This window comes from Bacillus sp. GW823-FHT06A11 (genome assembly GCF_058795355.1).
Map to the genome: position 1 here is coordinate 61,151 of NZ_JBXAHS010000009.1, position 17,054 is coordinate 78,204.

Annotated in this window: 18 protein-coding genes and 1 pseudogene; 17 read left to right on the plus strand and 2 right to left on the minus strand. The window is 31.0% G+C overall.

Going from position 1 to position 17,054, the window contains the following annotated elements:
• Positions 1-153 precede the first annotated feature (153 nt).
• The 3 genes from AC1Q8L_RS27100 to AC1Q8L_RS27110 all read left to right on the plus strand — a co-directional run bounded on the left by AC1Q8L_RS27100 (position 154) and on the right by AC1Q8L_RS27110 (position 2,932).
• Positions 154-432 carry a hypothetical protein gene (locus AC1Q8L_RS27100; protein ID WP_071714049.1) on the plus strand — a complete coding sequence of 93 codons (279 nt, stop codon included), beginning with the start codon at positions 154-156 and terminating at the stop codon, positions 430-432.
• A gap of 188 nt (positions 433-620) precedes the next feature.
• Entirely contained in the window at positions 621-1,022 is a 402-nt protein-coding gene (locus AC1Q8L_RS27105) for a BlaI/MecI/CopY family transcriptional regulator (RefSeq protein WP_071714048.1), read from the plus strand.
• Positions 1,022-2,932: a M56 family metallopeptidase gene (locus tag AC1Q8L_RS27110; RefSeq protein ID WP_431170623.1), complete on the plus strand. Its 1,911-nt coding sequence runs from the start codon at positions 1,022-1,024 to the stop codon at positions 2,930-2,932. The genes AC1Q8L_RS27105 and AC1Q8L_RS27110 overlap by 1 nt, the downstream gene beginning before the upstream one ends.
• A 401-nt stretch (positions 2,933-3,333) precedes the next feature.
• Here AC1Q8L_RS27110 and AC1Q8L_RS27115 read toward each other — a convergent pair whose 3' ends face one another.
• Positions 3,334-3,579: a hypothetical protein gene (locus tag AC1Q8L_RS27115; protein WP_492339529.1), complete on the minus strand. Its 246-nt coding sequence runs from the start codon at positions 3,577-3,579 to the stop codon at positions 3,334-3,336.
• Positions 3,580-3,743: 164 nt separating this feature from the next.
• Positions 3,744-4,142, minus strand: coding sequence for a hypothetical protein (locus AC1Q8L_RS27120; RefSeq protein WP_492339530.1), 399 nt, complete (start codon positions 4,140-4,142; stop codon positions 3,744-3,746).
• Positions 4,143-4,268: 126 nt separating this feature from the next.
• Here AC1Q8L_RS27120 and AC1Q8L_RS27125 point away from each other — a divergent pair.
• The 14 genes and pseudogenes from AC1Q8L_RS27125 to folE form a co-directional block, all read left to right on the plus strand.
• Positions 4,269-4,447: pseudogene (locus AC1Q8L_RS27125) on the plus strand (MFS transporter); the annotation flags it as partial.
• A 942-nt stretch (positions 4,448-5,389) separates the two neighbouring features.
• Positions 5,390-6,424 carry a bis-aminopropyl spermidine synthase family protein gene (locus AC1Q8L_RS27130; RefSeq protein WP_151614276.1) on the plus strand — a complete coding sequence of 345 codons (1,035 nt, stop codon included), beginning with the start codon at positions 5,390-5,392 and terminating at the stop codon, positions 6,422-6,424.
• 20 nt (positions 6,425-6,444) lie between these two features.
• Entirely contained in the window at positions 6,445-8,112 is a 1,668-nt protein-coding gene (locus AC1Q8L_RS27135; RefSeq protein WP_151614275.1) for a carbamoyltransferase family protein, read from the plus strand.
• 13 nt (positions 8,113-8,125) lie between these two features.
• Complete coding sequence (locus AC1Q8L_RS27140) at positions 8,126-8,884, plus strand: DUF5591 domain-containing protein (protein ID WP_151614274.1); 759 nt, start codon at positions 8,126-8,128, stop codon at positions 8,882-8,884.
• A complete protein-coding gene (locus AC1Q8L_RS27145) occupies positions 8,850-9,629 on the plus strand; it encodes a glycosyltransferase family 2 protein (RefSeq protein ID WP_151614273.1) in 780 nt (259 codons plus the stop codon). The genes AC1Q8L_RS27140 and AC1Q8L_RS27145 overlap by 35 nt, the downstream gene beginning before the upstream one ends.
• An 11-nt stretch (positions 9,630-9,640) precedes the next feature.
• Positions 9,641-10,435, plus strand: coding sequence for a class I SAM-dependent methyltransferase (locus tag AC1Q8L_RS27150; protein WP_016083418.1), 795 nt, complete (start codon positions 9,641-9,643; stop codon positions 10,433-10,435).
• Between the two features lie 132 nt (positions 10,436-10,567).
• Positions 10,568-11,224, plus strand: coding sequence for a PIG-L deacetylase family protein (locus tag AC1Q8L_RS27155; RefSeq protein ID WP_016083417.1), 657 nt, complete (start codon positions 10,568-10,570; stop codon positions 11,222-11,224).
• A 17-nt stretch (positions 11,225-11,241) separates the two neighbouring features.
• Entirely contained in the window at positions 11,242-12,240 is a 999-nt protein-coding gene (locus AC1Q8L_RS27160) for an ABC transporter ATP-binding protein (protein ID WP_151614272.1), read from the plus strand.
• Positions 12,237-13,028, plus strand: coding sequence for an ABC transporter permease (locus tag AC1Q8L_RS27165; protein ID WP_016083415.1), 792 nt, complete (start codon positions 12,237-12,239; stop codon positions 13,026-13,028). Before AC1Q8L_RS27160 ends, AC1Q8L_RS27165 begins: the two co-directional genes overlap by 4 nt.
• 2 nt (positions 13,029-13,030) lie before the next feature.
• Entirely contained in the window at positions 13,031-13,819 is a 789-nt protein-coding gene (locus tag AC1Q8L_RS27170) for an ABC transporter permease (protein WP_000621954.1), read from the plus strand.
• Positions 13,820-13,831: 12 nt separating this feature from the next.
• Complete coding sequence (queC, locus tag AC1Q8L_RS27175) at positions 13,832-14,497, plus strand: 7-cyano-7-deazaguanine synthase QueC (protein ID WP_151614271.1); 666 nt, start codon at positions 13,832-13,834, stop codon at positions 14,495-14,497.
• Positions 14,497-14,988, plus strand: coding sequence for a 6-carboxytetrahydropterin synthase QueD (gene queD, locus AC1Q8L_RS27180; RefSeq protein ID WP_016513434.1), 492 nt, complete (start codon positions 14,497-14,499; stop codon positions 14,986-14,988). Before queC ends, queD begins: the two co-directional genes overlap by 1 nt.
• On the plus strand, positions 14,981-15,697 hold the full coding sequence (queE, locus tag AC1Q8L_RS27185; RefSeq protein WP_098212073.1) for a 7-carboxy-7-deazaguanine synthase QueE: 717 nt from the start codon (positions 14,981-14,983) through the stop codon (positions 15,695-15,697). The genes queD and queE overlap by 8 nt, the downstream gene beginning before the upstream one ends.
• 43 nt (positions 15,698-15,740) lie before the next feature.
• The gene (gene folE, locus AC1Q8L_RS27190; RefSeq protein WP_000054144.1) at positions 15,741-16,328 is read left to right on the plus strand and encodes a GTP cyclohydrolase I FolE; all 588 of its coding nucleotides are present in this window, start codon (positions 15,741-15,743) and stop codon (positions 16,326-16,328) included.
• Positions 16,329-17,054 lie beyond the last annotated feature (726 nt).

Here is a 17,054-nt window from a genome sequence, read left to right on the forward strand (position 1 = left end):
TTTCCATAAAAGAACAGGAACAAACTAGGAATTATGTTTTCCTACATCGAATTTAAACGTACATGTCATTCAAAATAGATGCCAAACACCTGGCTGCACACAGCTAAACGCAACTCATCAAACCGCAACTCATCAAACCGCTGGAGGGATACAATGTCTTATAGAACAATTCATACCGATTTTCGAAATGACTATACAAATGCTCGAGATGCCTTGTTAAATGAAGGAATCGTTGAAAGTGGCCATGTCCAATATGAAAGTCAAAAAGGGCTAATCATACGTCCTGCCTACGAAATAGAAGGAGAAATTTATTTTTTCTCGGGAATGAGAGCAGCGGGAAACACGATATACAGTGTACAATTACGTCCTTTTCATCAGCTAAAAGAGGCGGAATACATTCCACTAGAAGAAAAATCTTGTAACACTGTATAAATGAGAGAGATAGCTATCAGCTAGGAAGAGATGGAGCAATCTGAGCGATGTTAATTTCCTCGTTCTTATGTTAATGGGCATAGGAAAGGATTTCACAAATATAAAACAAGATTGACACAGAGAGATTACAAGTGTAATATTCAGTTGTGGATTACAAACGTAATCCGCGGGAGGTGTAATTTAAACGAATGAAAGAATTACCTAAAATTTCGGAAGCTGAATTAGAAGTAATGAAAGTATTGTGGTTAAAATCTCCACAAACGGCAAATGAAGTGATTGAAGAGTTAGAGAAGAAAATGGATTGGAAACCCAAAACGATTCGAACTCTGATTAATCGATTAGTTCAAAAAGAAGCAGTTGCTTACCATCAAGATAAGGGGCGTATGTACGCTTATTATCCCTTAGTTTCACAAGATAGTTATTTACAAGTAGAAACGAAATCTTTACTTAAACGTTTCTATGGTGCCGCATTTAAGCCCTTACTAGTAAATTTCCTGAAAGAAGAAAAGCTGTCTTCAGAAGACATTAACGAACTTAAACGTATCCTGGATGAGAAGACTGAGGAAAATCAGAGGAAGGATAGATCATAATGATAGAAATGTTTATTAATGTCTATCTGCCTCATTTTTTCGATTGGTTGATAGAAACCACTATTATGGCGAGCATATTAGTGGGTCTAATCTTATGTATCAAGGTTTTGTTTAGAAATAAGTTAACTCCACGTTGGCAATACATGCTATGGATTATATTAATAATAAGACTTGTATTACCTTGGTCGCCAGATAGTTCCTATAGTATCTATTCTGTTCTTACTTACAAGAATAATGATGCATTCATTTCTAGCCGAACCCCTGTAGCTATTTTTCCTTCAAAAGAACGTATGCAAGAATTGAAAGGTATAGACGTTACAAAGGTTCTTACAAAAGAAGATACTTATACCTCAAGTTCAACACAAACTAATCAGGCAAACAAGACACAAACACACAATAATGAAAAGCAGGATGATGGGACGGTTCCATTCTATACAATCTGTATATACATCTGGCTTACTGGCGTTATTCTTCTAAGCTTTGCTACATTTATTATGAACAGGCGTTTACTACTTTACATAAAAAAACAACCTGATATTACAGATGAGAAAATTATCCGGATTTTTGAAAAATGTAAGCAATCTATGTCTGTTCAACGAGATATCCCTCTACTTGTATCTGGAAAGGTTTCCAGTCCAACAGTGTTCGGATTTATTCGGCCCAAGTTGTTATTGTCAACTGAACATATGAAAGTATTAGATGAACAACAGTTACGATATATTTTCCATCATGAATTGGCTCACATCAAGCGAAGAGATGTCGGTGTGAACTGGCTTATGCATGGTTTACTCATTTTAAATTGGTTTAATCCCATTCTTTGGTATGCCTACTCATGTATGCGGGAAGATCAAGAACTAGCATGCGATGCATTAGCTCTTACATGTATAGATTCAGAGGAACAAATTGCGTATGGACATACTATTATTAGCCTTTTGGAACATTACTCAAGTTATTATCAAGTACCGAGCGTGGCAAATTTCAGTAAAAACAAAAGGATGTTAAAAAGGAGAATTCTAATGATTAAAAAGTTCCAAAAAAAATCGTATCGTTGGTCTGCGCTAGGAGTTGTGGCAATTATTGCAGTATCATCTGTATCCTTATTAAATGCCCGTGCCGATAAGCCGACTAGCCCAAAGAAACAACAAATAGAAGTGAAAAATAGTATGAAAGATTTAAAAACACAAACCGATATTTCTATACAACAAATTGTAGAAAAAATGATTGGTACAAAAGAACAGGCAGAAGCGGAATTTTTAGTTTCAGGTGAGGAGTATAATACTTTACTTACAGAACTTGGAGTAGCAAGGAATCTATTTACGAAGGAAGAATTTGAGCAATTTATTAATTTAGAAACAGAATCACAGTTTTTGTATAAGAAAGTAAAATTAGCAGGAAGTCCTGAAAAGTTAGACCTAGAAGAGCGAAAAAAATATGAAAAAAATGTTGAAGAAATTGGACCATTTAGACAGAAAATTTATTCGTCTTTAAAATTGACTAAAAAGCAAGCAGAGGAATATCTTGGTTTTCAAATTAAGACACCAACGTATGTAGTAAAAGGGTATAAATTTACTGGAGAAGATATTCAAACACCGATGTCTATTAAAAAAATGAATCCCACTATTGCTTATGAATATCGCAAGGAAGATTCCGTATATATGGTGTATCAATCTGCAGTTAGAGATCAAGGAGAAGATTCGTTAAAGGGGATAGTAGGGACTAGTGAACAGATAACTAATTATGAATTAGTAGGTATAAAAATAACTTTATCTGAAAGCACAAAGGATAAATTTAAAGTGATGAGAATGATTGTTCCTGCAAAAGGAAAGAATAATACTTATCAAGTCACAATTCTTTCAGATAATTTAAGTAAAGAAGAGTTAGAGAAAATTATGTTGTCCTGTTTAAAATAAAAAATAGAGTCTCAGGAACGGTATCCTGAGACTCTATTTTTTATTTTAGAAAGAATCCTTATACGCAATTGTACCTTTTAATTAATAGATTTTCTATTAAAAATCATGGTAAAGATGTACTTAGATATATATATAACTAAAGTAATTCCTTTATAAAAAAGTATCCATTTTCATGTCTTTGTACAGGAGGGGACAAAATAAAATTAAACTATAAATTTCATCTTCGCGTTAAATCCTTATTTAACGAACAGTTTTGAGCAATCTCTCATCAAAATGGAGTTATCTTTTTTATAATTATAGGAATGCTTGTAAGAAGGTGTATTCTTTCCTTCAACCTCACACTGTACAAATCTAATACAGACAACCCTATAGCTTATCGAAAACGGAAGAAGCCGCAGTACTTACGATGTAGTTTTTACTTTTTCCATAAATTCTTTATTTAATTTCAAACCTTTTAGATACGAAGACATAAACGTACTACCTGTTTCTCCTTTTGTTAATTTAGGATCAGAAAACAGTGCATCTAGTGCTGCGTCAAACTCTTTATTTGCTTCTTTAAACTTTTCCGCTGCCTCATCTAACTCTTTAGGCGGAACTATAGCTATTATGTTTGTTAGATGCCCTCTAGCCTTGTTCACAAGGTCCATGACAGCAAGATGATCTACTTTACCATCAACTGTAGGAACTTGCGCTTCTTTAAAGCACTCAAGAAATTCTTTTATTTCTTTTTGATATACTTTAATGTATTCTTCTCTTGATACTCTACGTAAATCACGATTTTTCTTATAAAGTTTTTCGCGAGCATCAACTCCTAACTTTTCAAGAAATAACTTGTCATATTTATCGTATACTTCTTTGTCTTTATCACTATAGTCATCAAATATAGATGATGTACGACTAAGTTTTTTTTCGCCTTTTCAAGGTTTTCAATCTCTAGATCTAATTTTTTAACGTATTCTTTGTGTGCGTCTTTCCATTCAGAAGGGGCGGATAGTTTCTTAGAATCTTCTAAAAGAGAGATGCGTTTGTCAATGTTCTCTTTTCTTTCAGCAACCGATAGGGATTTGTCATTCCCTTTTTCTATCCCTCCGCTAACATCAACCTCTTCTTTTGATACAGCATCCAAGTACTCCTCTGCCGTTAATGTTGAACATGCAGACAAGAGTAGCATTGGAAATAGAAGTGTTGCTATAACTTTACGTAACTTCATATATTTCTCCTTTCGAATATACACATTAAATACTATTCTAACATACAAGTGTTCGATTGCGCACAAAAAAGGTGCTACAAATAGGTAACATAAAAGGCTGAGTGCAGTCTATATACTTTGTTATAATTATTTCTTTTTGTAATATTCAATATTTTATCGATATTTACAACTAACTTTACCATTGCAATTATTGCTCGAATAATTCCGGCTATTTTTCAGCTGCTTTTACAATGGCTGCTAACTCTGTTAGCAAAGAAGAAGCGCCAAAAGCTGTTTCAAAAGTTTTTATTGGAGTATCTGCGGGTAAGGAGGGAAAGTGAACTTACCTCATAGATTAGCGATGGCACCTATGACACGTTGTTATTTTTATAAGATTGAATAGATTTATTGAACTATAAATCATCTGCCGCCTTACTGTAATTAAAAGTATGGTGAATTGTCATGAGTTGTCTTCACTGAAATAACCAAATGGAATATATGACATAAAACTTTAACACCCTCTTTTAATTCTTTTTCACTCATATAAGAATAACTTAATCTCAAATGATGATTTTCTAATTTTTCCGGATAATAAGCCGAACTGGGCAAAAATGTGACTTTTTTCTTTTGTTTTTCTATAAGAATAGAATTTGTATAGTCCAAAGAGAAAGAGAACCATTTTATAATTTTGATAAAGCTAAAAAGGGTTTTTAAAGTGACGTGTTTTAAAACTATATAAGTTATTATATAGCTTCTTTCTGTCTTGCCCCCATAAAATAGACATCCCCCAATAACCCACGAAAATAAACATTTTTTGAAAAGTTTATAAAAATAAAAATCGACAAAAACCTCTAAGAAAAGGCTCTATACTGGGTTTTTAAAAAATCCTAATATAAAAACTTAAATAAAATAAATACCCATAATTATTCCTAGTATTGTTTTATCAGGAAAAATTTAACTTAATTTTCTGAACAAATTTTATCTACAAATACAATTTTTTTATTAATCAGAAAATTCTACTTTTATGCTAATATTGGTTTTGCAGCTCTGTTACAAACATTTGGAATACAAAATTATCTATAAAAGGGGGAATGTGAAATGGAAAAGGAATATATTCATGAAGAAATGCTAGAGCTTGAAGATCTTGAATTAGATGAAGAGGATTTACTAATTCGTGCAGGCAAGACATTAGGTTAAGTTTTAAAATAAGGAGGTTACATATGCAGTTTAACTGTATATGTAACTTTTTTTAAGGTAGGGTATACAGTATGAAAGAAAATAAAATTATTTTATTATATGAAAGATTTATTGAATTAGACTATGAAGAAGAGTTAGATAAAGTACCAAAATTAAAAAACAGAGGGGTACTTTTGAATTTTTGGAAAAAATGGTATGAAATTAGTGAAAAACAATTTGAATTTATAATTTGGAAGTCCATTAATACTGTAGATACTTTAGATGATCTAGTCAAAATAACTGGGACTTTAAGTGTGGCTTTAAGATTATTAAAAGTATTAAAAGAAAGAAATTTAGTTGAAATTATAGAAAATAAAATAAGGTTTTCACAAGATTTCACAAGTAGTATTTTATATGAACCAACCGCTTTTCCTAATACAGTATATACGAATAAAATAAACAAAAAAAATTATGCTCAATTTAAAGCTACTTGGGATAGTTCACTGAGGAGAGCTGAAATAATAAATCAAGAGTTATCATCTAATAAAAATATCTTTTTTTGCGGAGACGATGATTATACAAGTTTGGCCCTTGAACAATATAAAAACAGAGAAATAAGTGTAGGAGATATTGACGAAGAGTTGATTGAATATTTGGAAAGTGAAAGTAATGATATTAATTTTTATAATTTTGATGTTAGAAATGAAGTTATAGAAGATTTAAGGAATAAGTATGATGCAATACATTGTGACCCTATAGATGATGGTAGAGGGTTAGATTTGTGGTTAAATAGAGCTAATGAATTATTAAAAGGTCAAAAGGGTGATTTAATTTTTTTAAATATAAGTGTTAAAAGATTAGGCAATAGGGCGGTTTATTTGCAGAATTTCTTGACCTCTTTAGGCTTTTATTTAAAAGAAATTATTCACGATTTAAGTTCTTATAAAGTGGCTGAAGAGCCTTACATTGATGAAGAATTAATAAAAAAGGACTTGGATAGCATTGGTTTTTCCAAAGAGACATTCCAAAATTTATATATTCAAACGGATATGTTGGTTTTTGTACGATTAATAGATAAACCAATCCTATTTCCGCAAGAATATTATGAGATTAGAAGAAAAATATAAAATAACTGCGAGGTAATATAATGTATGTTTTAGGAGTCAATGGATGGGACTTTGATATTCATGATGCAAGTGCGTGTTTATTTTATAATGGTAAATTAATAGCTGCAGCTGAAGAAGAAAGGTTTATTCGTCAAAAAAAGGCATTAGATAAAATTCCATATAATTCAATAGCTTATTGTTTAAAGGAAGCTAAAATTACTCCAAATGAAGTAGAACATATTGTTATGGGATGGGATGTAGAACAACTATATTTTGAAAAGTATTCAAAGAAGCTTAACAAAGAAGAATGTCTTGAAAAGATTTTTCCGAAGGGAATTTTTAAGAGAGATAAAGATCCTCAAATCCATATGTGTTCTCATCATTTGGCACATGCTTCTGGTGCGTTCTTTAGTTCGGGATTCAATGAAGCTACCATAATAGTTATAGATGGAAGTGGAGAAGAAGAGTCAATAACGATAGCAAAAGGAAAAGGTAATATAATAGAAGTACTAGAAAAATACCCGTTGGAACATTCTTTAGGTATTTTTTATGAAGCATTAACTGTGTTTTCAGGTTTAGGGAGGCATAATGAAGGGAAGTTAATGGGCCTATCTTCATATGGGGAAGAAATATTTGAATTTCCTGAAATACTGGAAAATCCTTTGAAACCAAATAAAAATACAGTTAGTATGAATGGTAAATATTTTTCTGTATTAAAAGATTGGATAAAAGCTATTAATAGTATAACAAAAATGGCTCCTAATCATATTAAATATGAATATAATTCAATAGATTCAATCCTATTAATGAATTCATCAGTAATGGAATATAAAAATATTGCAGCCTCAGGTCAGGCAGCCTTGGAAAGAGCGATTGTTAAGCTTGTAAAAAAAGCTGTTCATCTAACTGGAATTGATAATTTGTGTCTTTCGGGAGGAGTAGCATTAAATTGTATAGCGAATAGAATTATAGCTGATTTACCAGAAGTGAATAATTTGTACATTCAACCAGGTGCCTCAGATAGTGGGGTAAGTATTGGAGCAGCTACATGGTTTCTTGCCGAAAATGGAATAGCGCCTATGTTCACTGAAAATCATGTATATTCTGGTCCGGAATTTCCTGATTCTAGTATCTTAAATATATTAAAAAAATATAATTTATCATATATAGAATTAGGTTCTAATAAGTATGATAAATGCTCCGAGTTATTAATTCAAAATAAGATAATAGGAAGATTTTCTGGAAAGATGGAATTCGGTCCTAGAGCTTTAGGAAATAGAAGCATAATAGCTAACCCTCAGAATAGGGATATGTTAAATAAAGTAAATACTATTAAGAAAAGAGAGCAATGGAGACCATTGGCTCCTAGCATCATAGATGAAAACGCTTCTGTAGTATTAGAAGAAAAAATAAATAACCCTTATATGCTGTTAAATTCTACTGTTAAAAAAGAGGTACATCATTTAGTTCCAGCGATAGTTCATGTTGATGGGTCAACAAGGGCTCAAGTAGTTACAAAGGGTATGAATTCTGATTATTATGAAACAATCTATAACTTTTACCAGAAAACAGGAATTCCAGCAGTTATGAATACATCGTTTAATGTAGGAAAAGAACCAATTATATGTAACCCAAGTGATGCCATTAGGTCATTTTATGGATCAGAGATGGATGCCCTTTTATTAGGTTCATTTTTAATTCTTAAATAAAGGAGGAGAGATTTTGAGAAATAGAAATTATTCTAATCTACAGGATGAAAGGGTAAAGGATTCGGTACTTAATAAAAAAGGTTATCCTAACTACCCAGAATATATACTATTAGATTTAATAAAAGAGGAAACAGTTTTTAAACGAGGAGCTTGCTCAAAGTATATTCATCACGAAGAGTTCAATACATGGCAGGAATATTTTTGTGGGGAATATTACGAAAAGCCTCAAGGGAAAAGAATTGCTTTTTTACAAGTTTGTTCTTGGGCTAAACCATATGATTTTTCATATATTGGTAAAAAAATTAGAGAAGTTACAAATAAATACCCAATGGTTCATCCAATTATTCTATCAAATGCGGGAATTATACCATATGAATACCAAATGAATCCTACTTTTTGTGCGTACGATTGGATGGATGACATTGAGGATCCAGTAATTTATGAAGAATTAATGAAAGAATATAGGGATAAATTGATACAAAGAATTAGGAGCTACCTAGAATCAAATTCATACGATGTAGTAGTACAATATGGTATACCGGTAAAAAAATATTCAATGGCTCCTGTGATTAAAGATATTTGTATGGATCTAGGAATTACTTTTCTTTTAACCCCCGATATAGAAACATATAGAAATAATAAAGATAAATTAGTCGAGTTAAAGGATTCAGGGGAATTTTATTGTTTAGATGAAGTTTTGAGTAGTATGGATAATTGTTTAAATAGGGTGAGTAGATATGTTGAATCTATCAATAGTAATACCAGCTTATAATGATGTTAGATTGGAAAAGTGTTTAAAAAGTATTGATGAAAATGTAGAGGTTGTCGTTGTCTTAAATGGTGCAACAGAAGAAGTAAAAAAAATCGCTTATTCTAGCAATGCAGTAATTGGGGAATTACCTACACCTAATTTAGCAAAAGCTTATAATTATGGAATTGAAATTTCTAGTAAAGATAATGTGTTAATTATGGATTCAGATTGTGTTTTTATGCCAGGTACCATCAATAAATTATTCGAATTATTAGATACAGGACCTTTGGCTAAAGGAAGGGTGATGTTTTCCTTTAACAGCAAAATTGGAAAAATCATTGCACGCGCAAGACATATACATACTTGCAAAAAAAATGCATATTCACCTCCATTGGCATTTAATAAAAAAATCTTAGCGAAGGTAAATGGATATTATTTTGATGAGAATTTATCTTGGACAGAGGATTATGATTTTGATATTAGAGTTAAATCTGCAAATCTTAAGATTTTATATGATGATAAAGCAAGAATTATTCATCCAGAGTTAAGCATTAAGCAAGATTTGAAAAGTTCATTTAATTATGGTGTAGGTCATGCACGTGGGGTTTTACACAAAAAAGATGGTTATTATGAACCTAAAAATAAAATGAAGTCCATTATTAACTCATATAAGTATATCAAAAAAAAATACGGTTATTTAACTGCTTTCTATCTCATCTTTTGGCAGCTTGCCTTTTATAGGGGATATAGAAAAGAAATGAATTAAGGAGGAAAACAATGCAGCAACAATACGATGAAATTTCTGAATTGTACGACATTATCATCCCAGAACCTGATGGTATTTTTGATTTTTACAGTGGTTTGGTAAAACCAAATGATGAAGTTTTAGATTTGGGGTGCGGTACTGGTAGATTGTCTTTTATTCTTGCTGAAAAAGGTGCGAATGTAACTAGTGTTGATATATCAGCAGGAATGATTGAAAAAGCCAGTAAGAAGTTAGAGGAGATGCCAAATATTAAGGATAAAATAGAATTTAAGGTTTCTTCTGCTACAGATTTTAAGTCTGAAAGAAAATTTGATTTTATATTTATGTCTGGTGGTGTATTTGAATATTTACTTACATCGTCACAACAAAAATTAGCTCTTAGGAACATTAAATTACTATTAAAAGAAGGCGGGATTTTTGTTTTCGATATTATTACACCTCCAACTATTCTTCCTTATTCTAAGAGAGTGAGTGATGGGGGAAATAGTCCTATTAAAGGAGAGAATTTTAAAAAATATAAAATTAAATCATGGGATGTCGTAAAAGCAGATCATTATAAGCAAATAGTTGAAACCACTTGTTATTTTGAGGTTTATGATATAGCAGATAATTTTTTAAGTGAAAAAAATTTTAGATTTCTTGCAAAATATACTTTACCATCCGAAATGCAGTATCTCTTAGAGATAGAAGGATTCAATATAAAAAATTTTTATGGTGATTACAATAAAAATCCTTTTGGAAGGAATAGTGAATTTATGGTGTACGAGTGTAGGCAGCAAGGGGAAAATTTTAACGATATACAATGAAAATAGACGCTTTTAAAAAAGTATATTTTTCTAGTGGAAATAAAATGTATCCAGTTAGTTTACTCCAGAGTAGATAATTTTTAATTTAAATAATAGGTAAGTAATTTACCTGTTCAATAAAGGTGATGCTGAGTGAAGGGTATTGTAAAAAAACATTTAGTTATAGCGCCACACCATGACGATGAAGTCATTGGCTGTGGTGGAACAATTGCTCAAGCTATTAGTAAGGGTGAACATGTAAAAGTAATAATAATTACAAAAGGAGATTTATCTGGGGGGAGAGGGGATTTAAATGAAATTATTTCAAATAGAGAGAACGAGTGTATAAATGCTTGTAATACATTAGGGATAGAAAAAGAAAATGTTAAATTTTTAAAGAAACAAGACAGATCACTTGTGTATTCTTTAGATTTTGTGGAAGAAATTATCCATGAAATCTCAAAATATAAGCCTAATTTTATTTATTTCCCCCATGATATGGAAAGTGATAGGGATCATCGGATAGTAAATGAAGTTGTATCAGAAGCAATATTTCTGTGTCAATCAGGGTTCTTAAAAGAGAATTGTGCTCCGATGTGTTTACAGTATGAAGTATGGACTCCCATGAAAAACTATCAGGTTGTAAAAGATATTACCAGGTTTATTGAACTGAAAAAAGCATCAATTAAAAAATATGAATCCCAACTTAAAACATTAAATTTGGTTGATGGAGTTTTAGGGCTAAATTCTTATAGGGGTATGCAGGCAGGAGTTCAATTTGCAGAAGTTTTTAGAGTGGTAAGTAAGTAGTAAAAAGGAGAGAGAAGATGGATATGATTGAAATTGAAAACGTATCAAAAACTTTTGAAAGAGTAAAAATTGAAGAAGGATTAATAAACTCTTTTAAAAGTTTATTTAAAAGAGAAAAAGTCAAGGTTACGGCTTTAAGTGATGTGTCATTTAAAGTAAAAGAAGGTAAAATAATAGGGCTTATTGGCGCGAATGGTGCTGGTAAGTCTACCTTAATGAAAGCCATGGTTGGGTTAATTAAACCTACTTCCGGGACAATCTTAGTAAATGGATTTAACCCCCATGATAAGAAGAAGGAATTTTTAAAGTCTATTGGTGTTGTTTTAGGTCAAAAAAATCAGCTATGGTGGGATCTTTCTCCTTACGAAACGTTTTTATTACATAAAGAAATATATGAACTGTCTGATACAGAGTTTAAAAAGAATGTAGATGAATTAGCTAAAAATCTTGGGGTATTAGAAATTCTTAAATCGCCAGTAAGGAATCTATCGTTAGGAGAGAGAATGAAATGTGAGTTAATTGCATCAATCTTACACTCACCTAAGATATTATTTTTAGATGAACCGACTATTGGATTGGATTTTCTCGCTCAAAAGAATATCAGGAATTTCCTCAAAAATTATTGCAAAGAAAGAAATACAACAGTTGTAATAACCAGTCATTATTTCCCGGATATATATGAGTTATGTGAAGAATTAATAATATTGAAGAATGGAGAAGTTGTTTTTAATAACAATTTCCAAAAAATAAAAGAAGAAATTAAGAGTTATAAATATATATATCTTAGCTTTGAAAATGAAATAGATTCTCAAAATCTTAAGAAATATGGAGAAGTTAAAGAGTCGGATAAATTTAGTGTAACAATAAAAGTGCAAGAAAAGTTAGTGAACGAGACCATTTCTAGCATATTAAAAGAGTTCAATGTTATTGACTACAATTTGACTGAAATGTCATCACAAGACCTCATTGAAGATATTTATTCAATGGAATCGACTGGAGTGAAAATAACAGTATGAAGAAGTATTTAAAACCAATGATGCTTTCATTTCAAGCGGTTTTTCAGTATCGCATGAATGTTGTATTATATATGATTTTTGGTTTAATACCGCTTGTGGCTTTAATACTATTGTGGCATTCCCTCTTTGAAACACAAAGCAATATTCAAGGTTATACTCTTGAAATGATGATTACTTATGTAATAATTGCTAAGTTAATTGAACTTTTGCTAATTCCTGAAATGCACTGGTCGATAAATGATGAAATACAATCTGGTGAATTATCAAAATATCTAATAAAACCATTTTCATATTTTGGATATTGGTTCAGTCATAATTTAGGTAACAAAATTATTCATTTAGTGATGTCAGTGATACCGATAATACCGATAATATTCCTGAACAGGGATTATTTCCTTTTGCCAACCCTAAAATATACTTTCCTGTTCATTCTTTCAATAGTAGGAGCATTAATACTATATTATATGATTTATTATTTGATATCACTCTTCTCATTTTACTTTGTAGAGATATCATCCTTTTTCTTTACTGTAGATATAGTATTAGAATTATTATCTGGATCGCTTATTCCACTTGAATTTTTACCAGCTCCGTTAAATACAATAACTCAGTTTTTACCTTTTTCATACTTAATTCACTTTCCTGTAAATGTATATTTAGGAAATTTAAGTAGCGCTGAAATTGTAAATGGATTAATTTCACAAGTGATATGGTCTTTAGTTTTCTATGTCCTTATTAGAGTACTTTGGAAGAAGGGGTTAAATAAATATGAATCTGTTGGTGCATAAATATGATTAGATATTTAAAAATGTTAAAAGCAATTCTTAAAATTAATTTAAGTAATATTATGATGTATAGAGTTAACTTTTTTTTAAATATAGTAGATAGCGTTGTTTGGTTCATTGTTACATTAGTATTCTTTAATAGTATATTTGATAGTTTTGGTAATATTAATGGTTGGAATACAAATGATATTTATTTGTTAATTGGAACAAGTGAGTTGATAAAATCTTTGATGTTTACTCTTTTTATTAATAATCTACCTTATATACCGAGTTTAGTTAACCAAGGAAGTTTAGATCAGATATTGTTTAAACCTATTAATAGTCAATTTCTAGTTTCATTAAGAAAGCTTGATTTAGGGAATTTAGGGAACTGTTTACCAGCCATACTGTTAATTAGTTATGCATTATTACAAAAGGGAGAGAGTGTTAGTATTGTAAATGGATTTTCTTTCTTGGGTCTATTGTTTTTAGGGATTATACTCTCGTATTCTATGTGGTTTATTTTAATGACTTTATCTATATGGTTAACCAAAGTTGAAGGTATGCATGAGTTATTTCTTGGTACTATGACATTACTTAGATACCCATCTTCCTTATATAAAGGAATAAGTCGTTTTGTTTTTTTATTTATTTTTCCTATTGTTATTGTTAGTAATATTCCAACTTATGCTTTAATTAATCGATTAGAACTAAACGATGTATTCATGTTAATAGGTTATTCTATTGGATTTTTTATTATTTCAATTTATTTTTGGAAGTTTGCCTTAAGATATTATAACAGTGCAAGTAGTTAAGGGGAGAATAAAATGTACTCTAATGATAAAGCAATAGTTGTTTTTAGTGGTGGACAAGATAGCACAACATGTTTATTTTGGGCAATGCAACAGTTTGCGGAGGTGGAGGCTGTAACATTTAACTACAATCAACGTCATGAGTTAGAAATTGATTGTGCAGAGAAAATTGGGAACGAGCTTGGCATTAAACATACAGTGATAGATATGAGCCTACTAAATCAGCTATCTCCAAGTGCGTTAACAAGAATAGATATGGAGATTACACACGAAGAAGGTGAATTACCATCGACATTTGTAGATGGGCGGAATTTACTATTCTTATCATTTGCTGCAGTATTAGCAAAACAAGTTGGAGCTCGTCATATTGTAACGGGTGTATGTGAAACTGATTTTAGTGGTTATCCAGATTGCCGTGACGTGTTTGTGAAATCGTTAAATGTTACATTAAATTTATCTATGGATTATCCATTTGTCATTCATACACCACTTATGTGGATTGATAAAGCAGACACATGGAAATTATCTGATGAACTTGGCGCATTCGAGTTTATTAGAGAAAAGACATTAACATGTTATAACGGAATCATAGGTGATGGTTGCGGTGAATGTCCAGCATGTCAACTTCGTAAAGCAGGGTTAGATACGTATCTACAAGAACGCAAAGAGGGGAATAAATAATGGAAAACTTTTTCGGGTTTCGCATTGTTGAAAATTTGCAAAAAATGGACAAGGATATTCAGCTTGAGCAATTAAAATACCATAATAAAAGAGTAATGGTCAGCAAGGAATTTACATTTGATGCAGCACACCATTTGCACTGTTATGAAGGGAAATGCAAAAATTTACATGGTCATACATATAAAGTTGTATTTGGGATTAGTGGATATGTAAATGATATTGGAATTGCAATTGACTTTGGAGATATAAAAGAAATTTGGAAAAATGAAATCGAAATTTATTTAGATCATCGCTATTTAAATGAGACATTACCAGTGATGAATACGACTGCGGAAAATATGGTTGTCTGGATTTATGAAAAGATGGCGGAAGCATTAACAAAAGGGTATCGAGCAGAAGAATATAAAGGAGCTCGTGTCGAATTCGTACGTCTTTTTGAAACACCAACGAGTTATGCAGAAGTAAGACGGGAGTGGATACTTGATGAGTAAGATTCCTGTGTTGGAGATATTTGGCCCAACCATTCAAGGAGAAGGAATGGTTATCGGACAAAAAACGATGTTCATTCGCACAGCAGGTTGTGACTATAGCTGCTCTTGGTGCGATTCAGCCTTTACATGGGATGGCTCAGCAAAACAACAAGTTAGACAAATGGCGCCAGAAGAAATTTGGAATGAACTTGTTGAAATTGGTGGAGAAAATTTTTCTCACGTTACAATTTCAGGTGGGAATCCTGTTTTGCTGAAAAATATTCAGTTTCTTCTTCCTGTATTAAAAGAGAATGGAATTCGTACAGCGATTGAGACGCAAGGGAGTAAGTGGCAAGAATGGTTACTTCAAATTGAAGAAGTGACAATTTCGCCTAAACCACCAAGTTCAAAGATGAAAACAGATTTTATAATACTAGATTCTATTATTCGTAAATTAGAAAGAAAAGATTTTAGTTTAAAAGTAGTTGTATTTGAAGATTACGATTTTGAATATGCAGTAAAGGTACACAAGCGATATCCGCATGTACCATTTTTTTTACAAGTTGGTAACGATGATACGAAAACGATGGATGATGCAGCGCTTATTAAAAACTTATTACAGAAATATGAACGGTTGATTGAAAAAACTGTACAGTGTAAAGAAATGAATGATGCAAAAGTATTACCTCAACTTCACGCGTTAGTATGGGGAAATAAACGAGGCGTATAAATAAGAGTATATAATGAATAAATTAATAAGGTGGAGATAATATATGAGCTTAAAAACAATCCAAAGTGTAGAAATAGATACTGACAAAATTGAAGTAGCAGTAAAAATGATTCTTGAAGCAATTGGAGAAGATATTAATAGGGAAGGTATTTTGGAAACCCCAAAGCGAGTAGCAAAAATGTATAAAGAAGTTTTTCAAGGTTTAGGTCAAAACCCTTCTGAACACTTGTTAAAAATATTTAATGAAAATCATGAAGAATTGGTATTAGTTAAAGAAATTCCATTCTATTCTATGTGTGAACATCATTTAGTACCTTTTTTTGGAAGCGCTCATATAGGTTATATTCCTAATAATGGAAAAGTAACTGGGTTAAGCAAATTGGCTAGAGCTTTAGAAACTATATGCAAAAGACCACAATTGCAGGAAAGAATAACCAATGAATTAGCTAATGTAATTTTTGAAACTTTAGAGCCAAAAGGAGTAATTGTAGTAATTGAAGCTGAGCATATGTGTATGACAATGAGAGGTGTAAAAAAACCTGGTTCAATGACTATAACTTCGTCTTATAAAGGAATATTTAAAGATAATAGTACACTTCGAAGTGAAACTTTAAATTTGATAGAGAGATAGAATTATATCGTTATTATGTTAAAAAAGAACATACAGAACTCGTGTTAAATACAAATTTGTATTCTATTCATGAGCAAACGTATAGAAGAAAGTAGACGTTCATTATCGTAGTACGTCTAATCGAAATGCATTGCTGAAGACTTTGGCAGTGCTTTTTCTAAATCAACTTTTTGATATTTTTCATTCTGCTTACAATATCACTTTATATTTTTTGAGTATATATCCTAAACATAATTGATATATGAAAGGGTGAGAGTATGATTTCATCATATTCAGTAAGATCCCTTGAGAAAGATATTAAAGATGTAATTGAAGCACTAGCTAGAAAACAAATAAGGGCTAATCAACAATAGGAAGATAATAGTAAAGCTACTATTTTTCTAATAATTATAAGTTTGCACGAAATACCGTTTTTACGAACAATAAGATATATAAATAAAAATCTAGTACAGTATTTAGGGATTTCGAGCTCGTTAGCATTGATCTTCACATATTGGTATGTGTCCATATAATTCATATTTTATATAGAAATTATCAAATACTAAATTACTCATTGCAAAATTTTATAGTAAATTACATTTAAATTTATAAAAGTTTTTCTTATGTTGATCTATTTAACTCTTTATAATCATGATTAAATTAACCAATTCATGTTAGATAACGAATTTTAAACTGTTTTCATATATTGATTTTTTGTATGAATTTATATATAAAAATTGTTTTATT